Raw genomic sequence first — 17,984 nt, 5'->3', positions numbered from 1 at the left:
TGGACGATGACCGTGATGCGCGAAGCCATCGATACGACCACGCTCGGCTGGATCAAGCCCGAGCTGGACGAGACCCTGCGCCTGGCGCAACAGGAGATCGAGGCGTACGCCGAGAATCCTGGCGACACCAGCCGCATGCGCCTGTGCGCCGAACAGCTGCACCAGGTGCACGGCACGCTGCGCATGGTCGAGCTCTATGCCCCGGCGATGGTCGCCGAGGAAATGGAGCGCCTGGCCATCGCGCTGCAGCAGGGCAAGGTCACCGACCGTGACGAAGCCTGCGCTGCGCTGATGCGCGGCGTCGTGCTGCTGCCGGACTACCTGGAGCGCCTGCAGGGCGGCCACCGCGACATCCCGATCGTGTTGCTGCCGCTGCTCAACGAGCTGCGCGCCACGCGCGGCGAGGCGGGGCTCAACGAAAGCGTCCTGTTCTCGCCGGACCTCGACCGTCCGCTGCCGGCGCACCTGCCCAGCTCCGCGCCGATGCGCGGCGCTTCGGCGGCGCACCTGTCGGCGCTGCGCGATGCCCTGGCCAACTGGCCGGAAGAGGGCATGCCGGGCCAGCCCGAGAAGCTCGCCGCCGCGGTCGACGGACTGCTCGGCGAAGTCGTACTCGAACCCGTCCGCCGCATGCTGTGGGTGGCGTCCTCGGTCGCCGGCGCGCTGCGCGACGGCGCGTTGCCGCCCACGCGCGCACTGCGCCAGGCCTTCGGTGGCGTCGAGCGCGAAGCGCGCATGATGCTGTCCGACGACGGCTTCGGCGCACACCGCGGCGAACCGGCCGCGGAACCGACCCGCCAGCTGCTGTACCACGTCGCCCACAGCGACGGCCGCCATCCGGCGCTGGACGACCTGCGCCACACCTTCGAACTCGCCGCGCACCTGCCCAGCGAGTCCGAACTCGAACACGCCCGCGGCAGCCTCAGCGGTCGCAATCGCGCGCTGCTCGACACCGTCGCCGCGGCGATCAAGGAAGACCTGCTGCGCGTCAAGGACGCGCTCGACCTGCACCTGCGCACGGGCCAGACCGACGTCGCCGAGCTCAAGCCGCAAGTCGAAGCGCTCGGTCGCGTCAGCGACACGCTCGGCATGATGGGCCTGGGTGTCGCGCGCACGGTGGTGCTGCAACAGCGCGACGCGATGCACGACATCGTTTCGGGCAAGCGCCCGGCCGACGAAGGCGCGCTGCTCGACGTCGCCGGTGCGCTGCTCTACGTCGATGCGTCGCTGGACGACCAGGTCTCGCGCCTGGGCCTGCCCGACGATCGCGCCGAAGACGAAATGCTGGCCGGCGAGGCCCGCAAGGTGCTCGACGTGCTGGTGCGCGAGGCCATCGCCAACTTCGGCGACGCCCGCCAGGCGTTCGTCGCGTTCGTCGAGACCAACTGGGACCACGCCGAACTGGCGGAAGTGCCGCGCGTGCTCGACGAAGTCGCCGGCGCGCTGCGCATGCTCGAACTGCCGCAGCCGGCCGACTACCTCACCGGCGTCAAGCGCTACACCGAAGTCGAACTGATCGGCCGCAAGCGCGTGCCCAACGGCCAGCAGCTCGACACGCTGGCCGACGCGCTCGCCAGCCTCGAGTACTACCTCGAAGCACTGCGCGAGCAGCGCCCGAACCGCAACAACATCCTGGACATCACCCGCCAGAGCCTGGAAACCCTGCGCTACTGGCCGCTGCCGGAATTCGACATCGCCGCCACGATGGCGCCGAGCTCGCCGATCAGCCGCGAAGACCTGGCCAAGGTGCCGGACTTCGAACTGACCGACGAGATCACGCTCGGCGGCGCGACGCCGCAGTCGCCGTTCGATATGAGCGCGCCGACCACGGTGGTCGAGTTCCGCGCGCCCGAGTCGATGGCTCCGGCCGCGCCCGTTGCTCCGGTTGCACCGGCGGCTCCGGCGCCCGCGCCGATGGTCGTGGCGACCACGCCCGCGCAGATCGCCGCCGGCGGTTTCGAACACAGCGACGACATCGACGACGAAATCCGCGAGGTGTTCCTCGAGGAACTCGACGAAGAGATCCGTCACCTCGGCGACCTGCTGCCCGTGTGGCACGGGGCGCCGGAAGACAGCGAGCGCCTGCGTCCGATCCGCCGCGTCTTCCACACGCTCAAGGGTTCGGGTCGCCTGGTCGGCGCGAAGACGCTGGGCGAATTCAGCTGGAAAATCGAGAACCTGCTGAACCGCGTGCTCGATGGCACCCGTCCCGCCAGCCCGGCGGTGATCGGGCTGGTCGGCCATGCCTACACCGCACTGCCGCAGTTGCACGCCGCTCTGCGCAACGAAGGCGCCATCACCGCCGACCTGGCGGCGATGGAAGCCCACGCCGATCGCCTCGCCGAAGGCGACGAAACGCAGTACGTGCCCGCGCCGAAGGCGACGGTCGCCGAAGCCGCGCCGGTCGCACCGGTGGTCGAAGAGGAAATCACGCTCGAAGCGGTCAGCCTCGACGTGCTCGACGACACCGGCATCGAAGTCGAGGAAATCAACTTCGACGACGTGCCCGAACCGGAGCCGGTCGCCGACATCGCGCCGGTGTTCGAGATCGAAGACCACGGCGTGCCCGCGTCGGTCGATTCGGTGCTGCTCGAGATCCTCGACGCCGAGGTCAGCGGCCACCTGGTCACGATCGAGGAATGGCTCGCCGCCGCGCAGGCGCAGCCGCGCCACGCCGACGATGGCCTGCAGCGTTCGTTCCACACGCTCAACGGCGCGTTCGCGATGACCGAAGTGCCGGTCATCACCGACATCACCGGTCCGACCGAGGTCTACGTCAAGCGTCTGCTCGCGTCCGGCCAGCCGGCCAGCGCCGAGGGCGTGACCGCGATGGCCGACGTCGCCGACGCGATCCGCCGCACGCTCGCCACGCTGAAGACGCCGTCCCCGCGCATCCCGGCCTTCGAAGGCCTGGCCGAGCGCATGCGCGCTCTGCGCGACAGCCTGCCCGATGCGCGCCAGCCGCTGCCGGTCGAGCTCGACGTCGAACCGGCGCCGCAGCTCGCGGCGATGGACCTCAGCGAGTTCACCAGCCTGGCCGACGACGTTGGCCCGGCGGTCGACGATGCCGCGCAGTTCGCGCGCATCGAAGCCGAGCTCGCCGAAGCCCGCCGTATCGAGGCCGAACGCGAAGCGATCGAACACGCCAACGCCGCACACGTCGACGTTGCGCGCGTGGAGGCCGAGCGTTTCGCATTCGAGCAGGAACAGCGCGAGATCGAACGCCTCGCCCTGCTCAAGCGCGAGGAAGACGCGCGCATCGAGGCCGAGCGCCTCGAAGCGGAGCGTCTGGAATCCGAGCGCCTGGAAGCCGAACGCGTACAGGCCGAGATCGCCGAAGCCGAACGTCTGGCCGCCGAACGCGCGCAGGCCGAACGCCTCGCCGCCGAACGTGCCGAAGCCGAACGCCTCGACGCGGAACGCCGCGAAGCCGAGCGCCTCGCCGCCGAACGTGCCGAGGCCGAACGCGCAGCCGCACAGCTGGCCGAACAGCAGCGCATCGAAGCCGAACTGCTCGAAGCCGAGCGTCTGGCGACCGAACGCCTCGAGGCCGAGCGCCTCGAAGCCGCGCGCCTGGCCGATGAAGAGCAGGAGTACGCACGCCTCGAAGCGCAGTACGCCGAAGCCGACCGTACCGCACGCGAACAGCAGGCCTCGATCGAAGCGTCGATCGGCCACGCCGCTTTCGCGGACGTGCCGAGCGCGAACGATCTGCCCGACGTCGAGGAAATCGAACCGGCAGCCGTGGCCGTCGACGAACCCGCCGTGGAGTCGCAGGAGCCGGCCGTGGCCGCGCTCATCGCGCACGCGCTGGCCGCCGCCGACGATCCGGACGAAGCGCTGGACCTGAGCGAACTCGATCCGGAACTGGTCGACATCTTCGTCGAGGAAGCCAGCGACCTGCTCGACCATTCCGACGGCCTGCTCGCGCAGCTGCGCGAAGCGCCGACGGAGCGCGAGCCGCTGGTCGGCCTGCAGCGCGACCTGCACACCATCAAGGGTGGCGCGCGCATGGCCGGCATCATGGCCGTGGGCGAACTCGGCCACGCGATGGAATCGCTGCTCGAAGCCGTGGTCGAACTGCGCTGCGAACTCGGCCGCGATGGCGTGCCGCTGCTCGAACGCGGTTTCGACCGCCTGCACGCGATGGTCACCCGCGTCGGCGAGCGCCGCGCGATCGCGATGCCGGAAGCGCTGATCGCCGAATTCGACGCACGCGCCCGCGGCACCACGACGCTGACCGCCGCCGTGCTGGCCGCCAAGCCCGCACCGACGCCGGCGCCGGCGCCGGTGCAGGCGAGCAAGCCGACGCCGGTCGCGACGCCGGACGCCGATGCGCCGCACGTCGAGCTCAAGCCGCTGTCCGCGCCGATCAGCGACCAGCCGGTCGCCGACGACGACGACATCGGCGTGCGTGCGCCGCAGGAGCAGGTGCGTATCCGCGCCGACCTGCTCGACCGCCTCGTCAACTACGCCGGTGAGGTCGCGATCTACCGCGCCCGCCTGGAGCAGCAGCTGGGTGCGTTCCGTGGCGCCATCGCCGAAATGGCGGCGACCAACACGCGTATGCGCGACCAGCTGCGCCGACTGGAGATCGAAACCGAAGCGCAGATCGTCGCGCGCTACCAGCGCGAAGGCGACACCGGCGAGCAGGCGTTCGATCCGCTCGAACTCGACCGCTTCTCCACGCTGCAGCAGCTGTCGCGTGCGCTCTCCGAGTCCGCTGCCGACCAGACCAGCCTGCAGACCACGCTGGACGACCTGACGCGCCAGTACGAAACGCTGCTGCTGCAACAGTCGCGCGTGAGCTCGGAGCTGCAGGAAGGCCTCATGCGCACGCGCATGGTGCCGTTCGACGGCCTGCTGCCGCGCCTGCGCCGCGTCGTGCGCCAGGCCTCGGGCGAACTGGGCAAGCACGTCGCGCTCAAGCTCGACGGCACCCAGGGCGAACTCGACCGCAACGTGCTCGAGCGCATGACCGCGCCGCTGGAGCACATGCTCCGCAACGCCGTCGCGCACGGCCTGGAAACGCCGGACAAGCGCAAGAAGGCCGGCAAGACCGACGAAGGCACGATCCGCATCGCGGTGCGCCGCGAAGGTTCGGAAGTCGTGCTGGAAGTCGGCGACGACGGTGCCGGCCTCAACCGCGACGCGATCCTGCGCCGTGGCCATGAGCGCGGCCTGGTGCCGGACGGCGTCACGCTGTCCGACGCCGCGATCGATGCGCTGATCCTTGAGCCGGGCTTCTCCACCGCCGAATCGGTCAGTCGACTGGCCGGCCGTGGCGTGGGCATGGACGTGGTCGCCTCGGAAGTGCGCCAGCTCGGCGGCACGCTCGACATCCACTCGGTCCCGGGCAAGGGCGTCACGTTCACCCTGCGCCTGCCGCAGACGCTCGCGGTCACGCAGGCGGTGTTCGTGCGCATCGGCGAGACCACCTTCGCCGTGCCGATCGCCTCGGTGCGCGGCGTGGGCCGCATCGCCCGCGACCGCCTCGACATGGTCGACGCGACCTACCGCTACGGCGGCGAGGACTACGCGGTACACGACCTGGGCACCCTGGTCGGCCACGGCACCGCGAAGGCCGAAGGCCACCTGCAGATGCCGCTGCTGCTGATCCGCTCGGGCGACCTGCGCGCCGCGGTGTGCGTCGACCAGGTCGTAGGCAACCGCGAAATCGTGGTGAAGCCGGTCGGTCCGCAGGTCGCGTCGGTGCCGGGCATCTTCGGCGCCACCATCATGGGTGACGGCCGCGTCGTGGTGATCCTCGACGTCGCACCGCTGGTGCGTCGCCAGGCACTGCTGCCGCGCGATTACGTCGCCGTGCCGGAAGCGCCGGTCGAGACGCGCCGCGTGCCGCTGGTCATGGTGGTCGACGACTCGGTCACGATGCGCAAGGTCACCGGCCGCGTGCTCGAACGCCACAACTTCGAGGTGCTCACCGCGAAGGACGGCATCGACGCGCTGGAACGCATGGCCGAACGCGTGCCGGACCTGATGCTGCTCGACATCGAAATGCCGCGCATGGACGGTTACGAGCTGGCCACCGCGATGAAGGGCGACGCGCGCCTGCGCGGCGTGCCGATCGTGATGATCACCTCGCGTACCGGCGACAAGCATCGCCAGCGCGCATTCGAGATCGGCGTGGAGCGCTACCTCGGCAAGCCGTACCAGGAGCCGGAACTGATCCGCAACGTCTACGAACTGCTGGGCATCGCCCAGGGGGCGACGCGGCATGAGTGAGACCTCGCGTCGCGCGGTACTCCTGGCGCGACCGGGCGCAGCCTGCGAACGCCTGCGCTCGGCACTGGCCGACGCAGGCGCCAACGTGGTGCTGGAAGCCGATCCGACCGTGCTGGACCCGTCCGCGCTCGGCCAGGCCGCGCCGCAGATCGTCGTGGTCGCGCTGGATCCGGTCACCGAAGACATCATCGAGCGCTTCGATCCGGTACTGGCCGATCCGTCGGTCGAAGTGATCTACGAAGAAGCCACGCTCGCCGCCACGCGCGAGGGCTGGGATCTGGCGCGCTGGGTACGTCACCTGGCCGCAAAGTTGCAGGGCCACGCCGACGTGCTGCCGCCCGGGCATGAGCCCGAGGATGCGGAAACGCCGGCACCGCCGGGCGCCGCGCCGGTGGCTGTTGCGACTCCCGCCGCGCCGTCCACGCTGACGCTCGCCCCGATCGACGAAGCACCGCCCGTGGTCGCCGCACCTGCGCCGCCGCCGGTCGTTGCCGCGCCGCCCGCACCGCCGCCGGTGATTGCCGCGCCGCCGGTGATCGAAGCCGCGCCCGCGCCGGTATTCGAAGTGAAGCCGGTCGAAGCCCGCCCGGTCGAGGTTGCGATCGCGCAGGCCGCGCCGCAGACGCAGTTCACGCACGAAGCCACTTACAACCCGTTCGATCCGGTCGCCGCGGAAGCGACGTTCGACAGCATCGAGGCGGTGGAGATCGCCGCGCCGCTGGCGGACATCGAGATGTCGCTGGTCGACGATTCGGGCATGTTCGCCGCCGACGCCGCCGAACTTTCGGTCGCGCCGTTCGAATCCAGTTTCGATTTCGAACTGGCCCCGGGCGATGCGCCGGTGATCGTCGAGGATGCCGCCGCGCCGGTCCTGGTGTTCCAGGCCAGCGACGGAGGCGCCGCCGCGGTCGAGTCGATCGAAGCGCAATCCGACGCACAGGCCGCGCCCGGTGCGCCGGACTGGTCGTTCACCGATGAGGTTTCGACCGAGATCGCCAAGCCCGTCGTCGCCGACCATCGCTTCCAGCGCGATCTGGGCGACCTGGAGCGCCGCATCTCCGCGATGGAGCTGGTCGAAGACCGCCCGGCCGTGCAGATCGACGGCGCGGTGCTGGTGCTCGCCGGCATCGGCGGACCCGACGCGGTGCGCCAGCTGCTGGGCGGACTGCCGGAAGGCTTCCCGCGCCCGGTGCTCGTGCAGCAGCGCCTCGACGGCGGCCGCTACGACCGCCTCGTCGCGCAGATGCAGCGCGCCACTCCGCTGCAGGTGCGTCTGGCCGAGCCGGGCCTGATGGCGATGCCGGGCACGATCTACATCCTGCCCAACGAGATCGGCGTGAACGTCGCCGAGTCGGGCATCCGCTTCACCGACGGCGATGGCGACGTGCTCGCCGCGCTGCCGTCGGCCGACTCGGCGGTGCTGATGCTGAGCGGCAGCGACGCATCGCGCGTCGATGCGGCGATGAACCATTCCTGGGCCGGCGCCCTGGTGGCCGGCCAGTCTCCGGACGGTTGCTACGATGCCGCCGCCGCGAACGAACTGATCGCGCGCGGCGCCGAATCGGGCCAGCCGGCCGACCTCGCCGCGCGCCTGGCCGCGCGCTGGCGCGCCGAATAGGACCACGACGATGGTTAATCCGAATTCCGAGCAGACCCAGGGCACCGAGAACGACATCCGCGGGGTGTTGATCCAGGTCGCCGGCGGCCGCCTGCTGCTGCCCAACGCCACCATCGCCGAAGTGCTGTCGTACGCCGAACCCGACCTCGTAGCCGGCGCACCCGACTGGCTGCTCGGCCGCATGCGCTGGCGCGGCTGGCAGCTCCCGCTGGTCGCGTTCGCGCGTCTGGCCGGACTGGCCAGCGAGCGCGGCGGCCTCGGTAGCAAGGTGGTCGTGCTGCGCGCGCTGAACGGCAATGCGCGCGCACCGTACTTCGCGCTGCTGACCCAGGGCTTCCCGCGCCTGGTGACGGTGTCGCGCGAAGCGCTGATGGTCGTGGAAGACACCAATCCGCTGCCCAACGGCGTGCAGGCACGCGTGCTGCTCAACGAGGACGCGGCGTTCCTGCCGGACCTGGGCGCCATCGAAGAACAGATCGGCGCCGCGCTGGCGCAGGCGGCTTGAGCCCCGCGGCGGCGCGATACGCTTCCGTCGACGCCCTGCGCGGCGTCACCGTCGCCGCCATGCTGCTGGTCAACAACCCGGGCGACTGGTCGCATGTGTATGCGCCGCTGCTGCATGCGCAGTGGCACGGCTGCACGCCGACCGACCTCATCTTCCCGATGTTCCTCTTCATCGTCGGCGTGTCGATCGCGCTGGCGCTGACGCCGCGCGTGGAGCGCGGCGACGACATCCATCTGTTGTCGCGCACGGTGCTGGTGCGCGCCGCGCGCATCGTCGGGCTTGGCCTGCTGTTGCACCTGTGCGCACTGTGGGCGTTCGATCTGCCGCACTACCGCGTCATGGGTGTGCTGCAACGCATCGGCCTGTGCTTTGCGGTGGTGGGGCTGATCGCGCTGCATGCGAAGCCACGCGTGCAGTGGGTCGCGATCGCCGCGCTGCTGCTGGGCTATGCCGCACTGCTCGCGGCCGGCGGCTCCTACGAACCCTTCGTCAACCTCGCCAGCCGCATCGACCATGCGTTGCTCGGCGCGCACGTGTACCAGCTCGATCCGGCGAGCGGTCGCGGCCATGATCCCGAAGGCCTGGTGAGCACGCTCGGTGCACTCGCGACGACGCTGCTCGGCGTGCGCGCGGGCGACTGGTTGCGCCGCGGCGACGTGCGCGCGTTGTGGATCGCCGGTGCGATCGCGATGGCGCTGGGACTGGCGTGGTCGTGGTGGCAGCCGTTGAACAAGAACCTGTGGACGCCGTCGTACGTGCTGTGGACGGGCGGGATCGCGTGCTGGGTGTTGGCCGCGTTCCATCTGCTCATCGACCGGCGCGGCTGGCCCGCGCTGGGCCGCGCGTTCGGCGTCAACGCGATCGCCGCGTACGCGGGTTCGGCATTCATGCTCTACGCACTCGCGGCCGCGGGTTGGCTGGAACCGCTCTACCGCCACGGTTTCGCCGACTGGATGACGCCGCGCTTCGGTCCGTACCTGCCGTCGCTGGCCTATGCGCTGTGTTTCGTCGCCCTGTGGTGGGTCGTGATGCGCGTGCTCGACGCGCGGCGGGTCTACTTCAAGATCTGACTCGACTCCGGGCCCCCGCTGGGGCCTGCGGCACGCACTTCACCGCCCATGAATGGCCGGCGTCGCACGATGCCGGTCTTCCGCCGCGTTCCGGCGCGGCGTGACGTCCGGCTTCCCACAGGAGATCGAGCATGGACAGGACCATGAAGGCCGCGGTGGTGCGCGCATTCGGCAAGCCGCTGGTGATTGAGGAAGTCCCGGTGCCGAAGCCCGGACCCGGCGACGTGCTGGTGAAGATCGAGGCCTGTGGCGTGTGCCATACCGACCTGCACGCGGCCGAAGGCGACTGGCCGGTAAAGCCGTCGCCGCCGTTCATTCCGGGCCACGAAGGCGTGGGCCACGTGGTCGCGGTCGGTGCCGGCGTCAGCCACGTCAAGGAGGGCGATCGCGTCGGCGTGCCCTGGTTGTATTCGGCCTGCGGCTATTGCGAACACTGCCTGGGCGGCTGGGAGACGTTGTGCGAACAGCAGCGCAACACCGGCTATTCGGTCAATGGCGGTTTCGCGCAGTACACGCTGGCCGACGCCGGCTACGTTGGTCATCTGCCCAAGGGGATCGGCTTCGTCGAGATCGCGCCGGTGCTGTGCGCCGGCGTCACCGTCTACAAGGGCCTGAAGATGACCGACACCCGTCCCGGCGACTGGGTGGTGATCTCCGGCATCGGCGGCCTCGGCCACATGGCGGTGCAGTACGCGAAGGCGATGGGCCTGAACGTGGCCGCGGTCGACGTGGACGACGACAAGCTCGATTTCGCGCGGCGCCTGGGCGCCACCGCCACCGTCAACGCACTCACCACCGACCCGGCTGCGTTCCTCAAGAAGGAGATCGGCGGGGCGCATGGCGCGCTGGTCACGGCGGTGTCGCCGAAGGCATTCGAGCAGGCGCTGGGAATGCTGCGGCGTCGCGGCACGATGTCGCTGGTGGGCCTGCCGCCGGGCAGCTTCCCGCTGGACATCTTCGGCATCGTGCTCAACGGCATCACGGTGCGCGGTTCGATCGTCGGCACCCGGCTGGACCTGCAGGAATCGCTGGAGTTCGCCGCGCAGGGCAAGGTGGCGGCCACCGTTGCCGCCGAGAAGCTGGAGAACATCAACGACATCTTCGCCCGCATGCACAAGGGCGAGATCGAAGGTCGAATCGTCCTCGACATGGCCGCCTAGCGATCCGTCCTCACGGACGAGCGCACGCCGCGTCAGGCGAGGTCGCCGAACCTCGCCTGCAGCGCCGCGATCGCCGCGAGCCCCGCGGTTTCGGTGCGCAGGATGCGCGGGCCCAGGCGCAGGCCGCGGAAACCCGCGGCGCGCAGCTGTTCGCGGTCGAGGTCGGACCAGCCGCCTTCCGGGCCGATGGCGAGGTACACGGGTGCGTCCGCATCCACCGTGAGCGTGTCGAAGGCGAGTTCGCCTTCCGGATCGAGGATCAGGCGCAGGCCGCCAGCGGGCAGCGTGGCCAGCGTCGCGGTCAACGACAGCGGTGCCGCGACGGCCGGTACCTGCGCGCGGCCGCTCTGTTCGCAGGCCGACGACACCACGCTGCGCCAGTGCGCCAGGCGCTTTTCCGCGCGCGCTTCATCGAGCTTCACCTCGCTGCGCTGCGACCACAACGGATGGAACGCGGCGGCGCCGAGTTCGGTCGCCTTCTGCAGGATCAGGTCCATCTTCTCGCCGCGCGCGACGCCCTGCAGCAACACCAGCTGCAGCGGCGATTCGCGTTCGACCGGTGCGACCGACTCCACGGCCACGCGCAGTTCGCGCTTGTTCGCCGCGACGATGCGTGCGGCGTAATCGTGGCCGTCGCCGTTGAACAGCACGCAGGCATCGCCCACGCCCAGGCGCAGCACGCGTACGAGGTGGGCGGCCGCGCTTTCGGGCAGGGCGGTCTCGCTGCCGGCGCGCAGCGGTTGTTCGACGTGGACGCGGGTCAGGCGCATGCGTTCGCCTCGGCGATGGCGTGGTCGATGGATTCGCGCGTGGTGCGCGCGAGCAGCTGCAGCGCGTCCTCGTCGATGCAGTACGGCGGCATCCAGTACAGCACGTCGCCGAGCGGACGCAGCAGCACGCCGCGCTGCAGGGCGGCACGGTAGGCGCGCAGGCCGATGCGTTCGGACGGATCGAACGGCGTGCGAGCGCGGCCGTCGCGGGCGAGTTCGAACGCGACGATCATGCCGGCCTGGCGTACGTCGGCGACATGCGGGTGGTCCATCAGTGGCGCTGCGAGCGATGCCATCCGCGCGGACGTGTTGCGATTGCGGACGATGACGTCGTCGCGTTCGAGGATGTCCAGCGACGCCAGTGCCGCCGCGCACGCCAGCGGATTGCCGGTGTAGCTGTGCGAATGCAGGAAGGCCTTCTCGCGTGAGGCGTCAAGGAAGCCGTCGTAGATGGTCTGCGTCGCCAGCACCGCGGCCAGCGGCAGCGCGCCGCCGGTGAGTCCCTTCGACAGGCACATCAGGTCCGGCTGCACGGCCGACTGTTCGCTCGCGAACAGCGTGCCGGTGCGGCCGAAGCCGACGGCGATCTCGTCGGCGATCAGGAACACGCCGTGCTCGTCGCACAGTTCGCGTGCCAGCGTCAGGTACAGCGGGTCGTGCATGCGCATGCCGCCGGCGCACTGCACGCGCGGCTCCAGGATCAGCGCGCAGACTTCACCGGCGTGGCGTTCGAGCAGTTCGCGCAGGCCGTCGGCGGCGCGGCGTGCGCGATCGGCCGGGGTTTCGCCGGGTTCGCGCAGGTAGGCATCGGGCGAGGGCGCGAACAGCGCCTCGGCGAGCAGCGGCGCGTACACGCGGCGATACAGCGGGATGTCGCCGACCGCGAGCGCGCCCAGCGTTTCGCCGTGGTAGCCGTTGTCGAGCGCGATGAACTTGGTGCGACCCTCGACGCCGCGATTGCGGAACCAGTGGAAGGCCATCTTCAGTGCGACTTCCACGCCGGCCGAACCGTTGTCGGCGTAGAAGACCTTGGCCAGCGGTTCGCGGCCGATCTCGCGCGGCGCGATCTTGAGCAGCCGCTCGGCCAGTTCCACCGCCGGCGCATGCGAGCAGCCGGCGAGGATCACGTGTTCCAGCGTGTTCGCCTGGCGGGCGATGGCGGCGGCGATGCGCGGCTCGGCGTGGCCGAACAGGTTGGTCCACCAGCTGCTGATGGCGTCCAGCGTGCGCCGGCCGTCCGGGCCTATGAGCCACGCGCCTTCGCCGCGGGCGACCGGGAGCAGGGGCAGGGTGTGGCCGTCGAGGTGCTCGCGCATCTGCGTGCACGGGTGCCAGAGGACGTCGAGGTCGCGCGCGCGCCAGGCGTCTGCATCGACGCCGACGTTCGTTATCATCGGGGGATCGGAGTGCTGCATCCGCCCATTATCGCCGGGTCGAGGCCCCAGCACCGTCGTCCGCCCGTGCGCCGCGACCCGCAGGTCGCCGTCGCCCGGTCCGCCGCTCCCCTTCCGGATAGTGCATGTCCCGTCGCCTGCCCACGATCCACCGCATCACCGAGCACGACGCCGGCCCGTACCGGCTCGAACGCCTCGACCTGGAGTTCGCCAACGGCGAGCGCCGCCACTACGAGCGGCTGCACGGCCGCGGCCACGGCGCGGTGGTGGTGGTGCCGATGCTGGACGCGGACACCGTGCTGCTGGTGCGGGAATACGCAGCCGGCGTTCATCGTTACGAGCTGGGCCTGGTGAAGGGCCGCATCGACGCGGGCGAAACGCCGGAGCAGGCCGCCGACCGCGAACTGAAGGAAGAAGCCGGCTACGGCGCGCGCGACATCACCGTGCTGCGCGCGCTGACGCTCGCGCCGACCTACATGAGCCACCAGGCGCACCTGGTGTTGGCACGCGATCTGTATCCCGAGCGCCTGCCCGGCGACGAACCGGAGGAGCTCGAAGTGGTGCCGTGGAAGCTAGACGACCTGCACCAGCTGATCCTGCGCGAGGACTTCTCCGAAGGCCGCAGCATCGCCGCGCTGTTCATCGCCCGCGAATGGCTGAGGACGCAGCCGGCATGATCCCGCACGCGCTCCGCGAAGACGTCATCGCCCTCGCGCAGGACGCGGCGGCCGCGATCCTGGGCATCTACGACAGCGACTTCGCGGTCGAGCACAAGGACGACGATTCGCCGCTCACCGCCGCCGACCTCGCCGCGCACCGCTGCATCGTCGATGGGCTGGCGCGCATCACCCCGGACATCCCGGTGCTGTCGGAGGAATCCGCGCACGAGGTGTCGACCGCACAGCGCCGGCAATGGTCGCGGCTGTGGCTGGTGGATCCGCTCGACGGCACGCGCGAGTTCGTCAAGCGCAACGGCGAGTTCACCGTGAACATCGCGCTGATCGAGGACGGCGTGGCCGTGTTCGGCGTCGTGCAGGCGCCGGTGACCGGCACGCTCTGGCACGGCGGCGCGACGCTCGGCGGATTCCGCCGCGAGAACGGCACCGAAACCGCGCTGCGCGTGCGCGCGCCGGCGTCAGCGCCCCTGCGCGTCGCCGCCAGCCGCTCGCACCGCGATACGCGCACGCAGGCCTTCATCGACCGCATGGGCGCGACCGAACCGGTCGGGCTCGGCTCGTCGCTGAAGTTCTGCCGGCTCGCCGACGGCGGGCTCGACGTGTACCCGCGTTTCGGTCCGACCAGCGAATGGGACACCGCCGCCGGCCAATGCGTGCTGGAAGGTGCGGGCGGCGCGGTGCTCGACCCGCACGGCCGCCCATTCCGTTACAACCAGCGCGACCGCATCCTCAACGGCGACTTCATCGCGCTGGGCGATACGGCGCTGCCGTGGCGGCAGTGGATGGGCGAGACCGACTGGCACACGCCGTGACGGCACACCGCAACGGACCCGACGATTCCATGAGCGACCACGACATCGGCCGCCTGCTCCAGATCATGGCCCGCCTGCGCGATCCGCAGGGCGGTTGCCCGTGGGATCTGGAGCAGGACTTTTCGACCATTGCGCCGTACACGATCGAGGAAGCCTACGAGGTCGCCGACGCGATCGACCGCGGCGACCTGGACGATCTGAAGGACGAACTGGGCGACCTGCTGTTGCAGGTGGTGTTCCATGCGCAGATGGCGCGCGAGCAGGGCGCATTCGGATTCGGCGACGTGGTCGCCGCGATCAGCGACAAGATGGTGCGCCGCCATCCGCACGTGTTCGGCGCGTCCACGGAAGCGGTCGAGGACGCGCAGGCACAGACCGTGGCGTGGGAAGAACACAAGCGCCGCGAGCGCGAAGCCAACGGGCACGAGGATCGCTCCGCGCTGGCCGGCATCGCGCGCGGTCTGCCCGAATGGCAGCGTGCGGTGAAGCTGCAGAAGCGCGCCGCGCGCGTGGGCTTCGACTGGCCCGACGTGACGCCGGTGATCGCCAAGCTGCACGAGGAGATCGACGAGGTGCGCGTGGAGTTCGCCGCGCTCGACGCCGATCCCGGCGACGCGGGCGCGCGCGACCGGCTCGAGGACGAGATCGGCGACGTGCTGTTCGTCTGCGCCAACCTGGCACGGCACGCGAAGGTCGATGTCGGCGCGGCGATGCGTCGCGCCAACCTCAAGTTCGAACGCCGTTTCCGCGCGATGGAAGCGCTGGCCGATGCCGAGGGGGGCACGCTGTCGGCGTTGTCGCTGGACGAGCAGGACCGGCTGTGGGATCGCGCCAAGGCGGCCGAGAAGGGCTGAGTCCGGCGTGCCGACGGACGGCCGCGCGGCATCGCCGGCGCGCCCTGCGCGCAGGCACAATGGGGGCGGAGGGAACAGACCGATGAAACGCTTCGCCAGCTTCCGCGAGTTCTATCCGTTCTACCTCAGCGAACACAGCCATCGCACCAGCCGGCGTCTGCATTTCATCGGCAGCTGCGGCGTGCTGGTGCTGGTCGCCGTCGCGATCGCGCGCGGCAACGCATGGTGGTTGCTGGCGGCGCTGCTGTGCGGCTACGGCTTCGCCTGGGTCGGCCACTTCTTCTTCGAGAAGAACCGCCCGGCGACCTTCAAGTACCCGTTCTATTCGTTCGCCGGCGACTGGGTGATGTTCAAGGACATCCTCAGCGGGAAGCTGAAGTTCTAGGCGATCTCAGTCGAGGAAGATCAGCCACGCCGCGACCACGATCAGGGCGAACCCGGCCCAGTGGTTCCACTTCAGCGGCTGGTCGAGGTACCAGGCGGAGAAGCCGGCGAACACCAGCAACGTGATGACCTCCTGCATGCCCTTGAGCTGCGGGGCCGAATACACCGCGCTGCCCATGCGGTTGGCCGGCACCATCAGGCAGTATTCGAAGAAGGCGATGCCCCAGCTGGCGAAGATCGCCACCGCCAGCGGCGCCGTCTTGTAGCGCAGGTGGCCGTACCAGGCGAAGGTCATGAAGATGTTGGAGCCGAGCAGCAGCAGGATCGGGTAGAAGCGTTCGACGGGCATGGGCGCGGTTCGCGGGTAGGGAAAGGGGCTTGTTCAGGTCCAGCGGCGGCCTTCACGGAACCTCTACGGGGTCCTAGGCAGCCTTCACAAAGCTGAAGCTTGGGAGGTCTGCATGCAGGGCACCAGTACTAGGGACGGCGGGCTGGTCCTCATTGTCGAGGACAACCGCAACATCTCGGAAATGGTCGGCGAATACCTCGAAGGACGCGGCTTCGAGGTGGACTACGCCAGCGATGGCCTCGACGGCTACCGCCTGGCGACCGAAAACAACTACGACGTGATCGTGCTCGACCTCATGCTGCCGCGCATGGATGGCGTCGAGCTGTGCAAGAAGCTGCGCGAGGAAGCGCGCAAGTCGACGCCGGTGCTGATGCTCACGGCGCGCGACACGCTCGACGAGAAGCTCACCGGCCTGGGGGCGGGCGCCGACGACTACCTCACCAAACCCTTTGCGATCCAGGAACTGGAAGCGCGCCTGCGCGCCCTGATCCGTCGCGAACGCCGCCAGGTCGGCGGCGAGGTGCTCAAGGTCGCCGACCTCGTGCTCGATCCGGCCAGCCTGCGCGTGACCCGCGGTGGCAGCGAGCTGCAACTTTCGCCGATCGGCCTGCGCCTGCTCACCATCCTGATGCGCGAATCGCCGCGCGTGGTCAGCCGCCAGGAAATCGAACGCGAGATCTGGGGCAACGGCCTGCCCGATTCGGACACGTTGCGCAGCCACCTCTACAACCTGCGCAAGACGATCGACAAGCCGTTCGACAAGCAACTGCTGCATACGGTGCAAAGCGCGGGGTACCGGGTTGCGGACATTTCACAGCCGCCGGACTAGGCGGTGCGCGAGATCATGGCGCACGGACTTCCGCGCAAGATCAAACTTGCCTTCATCACGCAAGCACTGATCGGCAGCATCGTGATCACGGTGGGCATCCTGCTCACCGGCGTCATCGTGCGCCAGAAGGTCGTGGAGAAGCGGGTCGAGCAGGAGGCACGTGCCTTCTGGGACGCCTATGGCCGCGATCCGAACCATCGCATGCCCAGCAGCTCGACCATGTCGAGCTACGTGGTGATCCCCGGCGTCGCTGGGCCCGCGTTGCCGGACGAGCTGCGCGGCGTCACCGGCAACGGCGTGCAACGCCTGCGCGACAGCGGTCGGCTGGTGTACGTGGACCGCCGCCCGCAGGGCACGCTGTACCTGGTGTTCTCGGCGTGGCTCGCCGACCAGTCGGTGCTGCTGACCGGGCTGGTATCGCTGGTGCTGTCGCTGGTGACCAGCGGCGTGCTGATCTGGCTGACGTATCGCACCTCGAAGCGACTGGTGACACCGGTCTCCTGGCTGGCCAACCAGGTCGCGCACTGGGATCCGCGCGACCCCGATGCCAGCGCCATCGCGCCCGCACACCTGCCGCCGGACGCGGGCGACGAAGTGCGAAAACTCTCGCGTGCGTTGACCGGCTTGTCGCAACGCGTGGGCGATTTCGTCCAGCGCGAGCGCAACTTCACCCGCGACGCGAGCCACGAACTGCGCACGCCGCTGACGGTGATCCGCGTCGCCACCGACCTGATGCTGGCCGATCCCGACAACAGCCCGCGCGCGCAGCGATCGCTGGCGCGCGTCCAGCAGGCCGGCCGCGACATGGAATCGGTGATCGAGGCCTTCCTGATCCTCGCGCGCGAAGCCGACGTGGCACCGCAGAGCGAGGAGTTCGAGGTACGCGACATCGTCGCCGCCGAAGTCGATCGCGTGCGTCCGCTGCTTGCCGATCGTCCGGTGACACTGAGCGTGCACGACGAGGGCTCGCCGCGTCTGGTGGCGCCGCCGCACGTGTTGCGTGTGATGGTCAGCAACCTGCTCGGCAACGCGGTGCGCTTCACCGAAAGCGGCAACATCGACGTGCGCCTGATGCCCGACCGCGTGGTGATCCGCGACAGCGGCATCGGCATGTCGCCGGAAATCCTGGCCAAGGCCTTCGATCCGTTCTTCCGCGGTGACCACACCGAAAGCGACGGCAAGGGCATGGGGTTGTCGATCGTGCGCCGGCTCGGCGAGCGCTTCGGCTGGCCGGTGAGCCTGGCCAGCGCGCCGGGGCAGGGCACCACCGCGGTGATCCGCTTCTCGCGCTGAGTCCCGCGTCGGGCCGCGCTGCGACG

14 protein-coding genes are annotated in these 17,984 nt (G+C 69.9%); 11 read left to right on the top strand and 3 right to left on the bottom strand.

All coding sequences use genetic code 11. The annotated features are described in order from the left end of the window. Positions 1-6: 6 nt before the first annotated feature. The 5 genes from FOF45_RS02655 to adhP all read left to right on the top strand — a co-directional run bounded on the left by FOF45_RS02655 (position 7) and on the right by adhP (position 10,596). On the top strand, positions 7-6,243 hold the full coding sequence (locus FOF45_RS02655) for an Hpt domain-containing protein (RefSeq protein WP_199244419.1): 6,237 nt from the start codon (positions 7-9) through the stop codon (positions 6,241-6,243). Further along, complete coding sequence (locus tag FOF45_RS02650) at positions 6,236-7,861, top strand: chemotaxis protein CheB (protein ID WP_158982475.1); 1,626 nt, start codon at positions 6,236-6,238, stop codon at positions 7,859-7,861. The genes FOF45_RS02655 and FOF45_RS02650 overlap by 8 nt, the downstream gene beginning before the upstream one ends. Positions 7,862-7,871: 10 nt before the next feature. Further along, positions 7,872-8,366, top strand: coding sequence for a chemotaxis protein CheW (locus tag FOF45_RS02645; protein ID WP_158982474.1), 495 nt, complete (start codon positions 7,872-7,874; stop codon positions 8,364-8,366). Next, complete coding sequence (locus FOF45_RS02640; protein ID WP_158982473.1) at positions 8,363-9,436, top strand: acyltransferase family protein; 1,074 nt, start codon at positions 8,363-8,365, stop codon at positions 9,434-9,436. Before FOF45_RS02645 ends, FOF45_RS02640 begins: the two co-directional genes overlap by 4 nt. 131 nt (positions 9,437-9,567) lie before the next feature. Continuing rightward, a complete protein-coding gene (gene adhP, locus FOF45_RS02635; RefSeq protein WP_158982472.1) occupies positions 9,568-10,596 on the top strand; it encodes an alcohol dehydrogenase AdhP in 1,029 nt (342 codons plus the stop codon). 32 nt (positions 10,597-10,628) lie between these two features. Here the strand turns inward: adhP and FOF45_RS02630 are convergent, their stop codons facing one another. Beyond that, on the bottom strand, positions 10,629-11,366 hold the full coding sequence (locus tag FOF45_RS02630; RefSeq protein ID WP_158982471.1) for a 16S rRNA (uracil(1498)-N(3))-methyltransferase: 738 nt from the start codon (positions 11,364-11,366) through the stop codon (positions 10,629-10,631). Next, positions 11,357-12,760, bottom strand: a complete 1,404-nt coding sequence (bioA, locus tag FOF45_RS02625; RefSeq protein ID WP_158982470.1) for an adenosylmethionine--8-amino-7-oxononanoate transaminase — start codon at positions 12,758-12,760, stop codon at positions 11,357-11,359. The genes FOF45_RS02630 and bioA overlap by 10 nt, the downstream gene beginning before the upstream one ends. 125 nt (positions 12,761-12,885) lie before the next feature. Between bioA and nudE the strand changes: the two genes are divergently transcribed. The 4 genes from nudE (at position 12,886) to FOF45_RS02605 (ending at position 15,488) form a co-directional block, all read left to right on the top strand. Further along, on the top strand, positions 12,886-13,437 hold the full coding sequence (nudE, locus tag FOF45_RS02620) for an ADP compounds hydrolase NudE (protein WP_158982469.1): 552 nt from the start codon (positions 12,886-12,888) through the stop codon (positions 13,435-13,437). Further along, positions 13,413-14,249 (top strand): 3'(2'),5'-bisphosphate nucleotidase CysQ, encoded by an 837-nt coding sequence (gene cysQ / locus FOF45_RS02615; protein WP_233264032.1) that lies wholly within the window; start codon positions 13,413-13,415, stop codon positions 14,247-14,249. Before nudE ends, cysQ begins: the two co-directional genes overlap by 25 nt. A 29-nt stretch (positions 14,250-14,278) precedes the next feature. Continuing rightward, on the top strand, positions 14,279-15,103 hold the full coding sequence (gene mazG / locus FOF45_RS02610) for a nucleoside triphosphate pyrophosphohydrolase (RefSeq protein WP_158982468.1): 825 nt from the start codon (positions 14,279-14,281) through the stop codon (positions 15,101-15,103). Between the two features lie 82 nt (positions 15,104-15,185). Next, complete coding sequence (locus tag FOF45_RS02605) at positions 15,186-15,488, top strand: Mpo1-like protein (protein WP_158982467.1); 303 nt, start codon at positions 15,186-15,188, stop codon at positions 15,486-15,488. A 6-nt stretch (positions 15,489-15,494) separates the two neighbouring features. On the opposite strand, the gene FOF45_RS02600 is transcribed toward FOF45_RS02605, so the two are convergent. Further along, positions 15,495-15,836 carry a DMT family protein gene (locus FOF45_RS02600; protein ID WP_158982466.1) on the bottom strand — a complete coding sequence of 114 codons (342 nt, stop codon included), beginning with the start codon at positions 15,834-15,836 and terminating at the stop codon, positions 15,495-15,497. Positions 15,837-15,948: 112 nt separating this feature from the next. Here FOF45_RS02600 and FOF45_RS02595 point away from each other — a divergent pair, with 112 nt between their 5' ends. Continuing rightward, a complete protein-coding gene (locus FOF45_RS02595; protein ID WP_158982465.1) occupies positions 15,949-16,665 on the top strand; it encodes a response regulator transcription factor in 717 nt (238 codons plus the stop codon). 3 nt (positions 16,666-16,668) lie between these two features. After that, a complete protein-coding gene (locus FOF45_RS02590; RefSeq protein WP_233264031.1) occupies positions 16,669-17,958 on the top strand; it encodes a sensor histidine kinase in 1,290 nt (429 codons plus the stop codon). The last annotated feature ends 26 nt before the right edge of the window (positions 17,959-17,984 follow it).

Source organism: Lysobacter panacisoli (genome assembly GCF_009765165.1).
Taxonomy (GTDB): Bacteria; Pseudomonadota; Gammaproteobacteria; order Xanthomonadales; family Xanthomonadaceae; genus Lysobacter_J; species Lysobacter_J panacisoli.
This window is presented reverse-complemented; position numbering and strand designations above follow the sequence as displayed.

Excerpts from the sequence above, each read along its gene's own strand:
- FOF45_RS02655 (WP_199244419.1), top strand. The coding sequence starts at position 7 with ATGACCGTGATGCGCGAAGCCATCGATACGACCACGCTCGGCTGGATC.
- FOF45_RS02650 (WP_158982475.1), top strand. The coding sequence starts at position 6,236 with ATGAGTGAGACCTCGCGTCGCGCGGTACTCCTGGCGCGACCGGGCGCA.
- FOF45_RS02645 (WP_158982474.1), top strand. The coding sequence starts at position 7,872 with ATGGTTAATCCGAATTCCGAGCAGACCCAGGGCACCGAGAACGACATC.
- adhP (WP_158982472.1), top strand. The coding sequence starts at position 9,568 with ATGGACAGGACCATGAAGGCCGCGGTGGTGCGCGCATTCGGCAAGCCG.
- FOF45_RS02630 (WP_158982471.1), bottom strand. The coding sequence starts at position 11,366 with ATGCGCCTGACCCGCGTCCACGTCGAACAACCGCTGCGCGCCGGCAGC.
- bioA (WP_158982470.1), bottom strand. The coding sequence starts at position 12,760 with ATGATAACGAACGTCGGCGTCGATGCAGACGCCTGGCGCGCGCGCGAC.
- nudE (WP_158982469.1), top strand. The coding sequence starts at position 12,886 with ATGTCCCGTCGCCTGCCCACGATCCACCGCATCACCGAGCACGACGCC.
- cysQ (WP_233264032.1), top strand. The coding sequence starts at position 13,413 with ATGGCTGAGGACGCAGCCGGCATGATCCCGCACGCGCTCCGCGAAGAC.
- mazG (WP_158982468.1), top strand. The coding sequence starts at position 14,279 with ATGAGCGACCACGACATCGGCCGCCTGCTCCAGATCATGGCCCGCCTG.
- FOF45_RS02605 (WP_158982467.1), top strand. The coding sequence starts at position 15,186 with ATGAAACGCTTCGCCAGCTTCCGCGAGTTCTATCCGTTCTACCTCAGC.
- FOF45_RS02600 (WP_158982466.1), bottom strand. The coding sequence starts at position 15,836 with ATGCCCGTCGAACGCTTCTACCCGATCCTGCTGCTGCTCGGCTCCAAC.
- FOF45_RS02595 (WP_158982465.1), top strand. The coding sequence starts at position 15,949 with ATGCAGGGCACCAGTACTAGGGACGGCGGGCTGGTCCTCATTGTCGAG.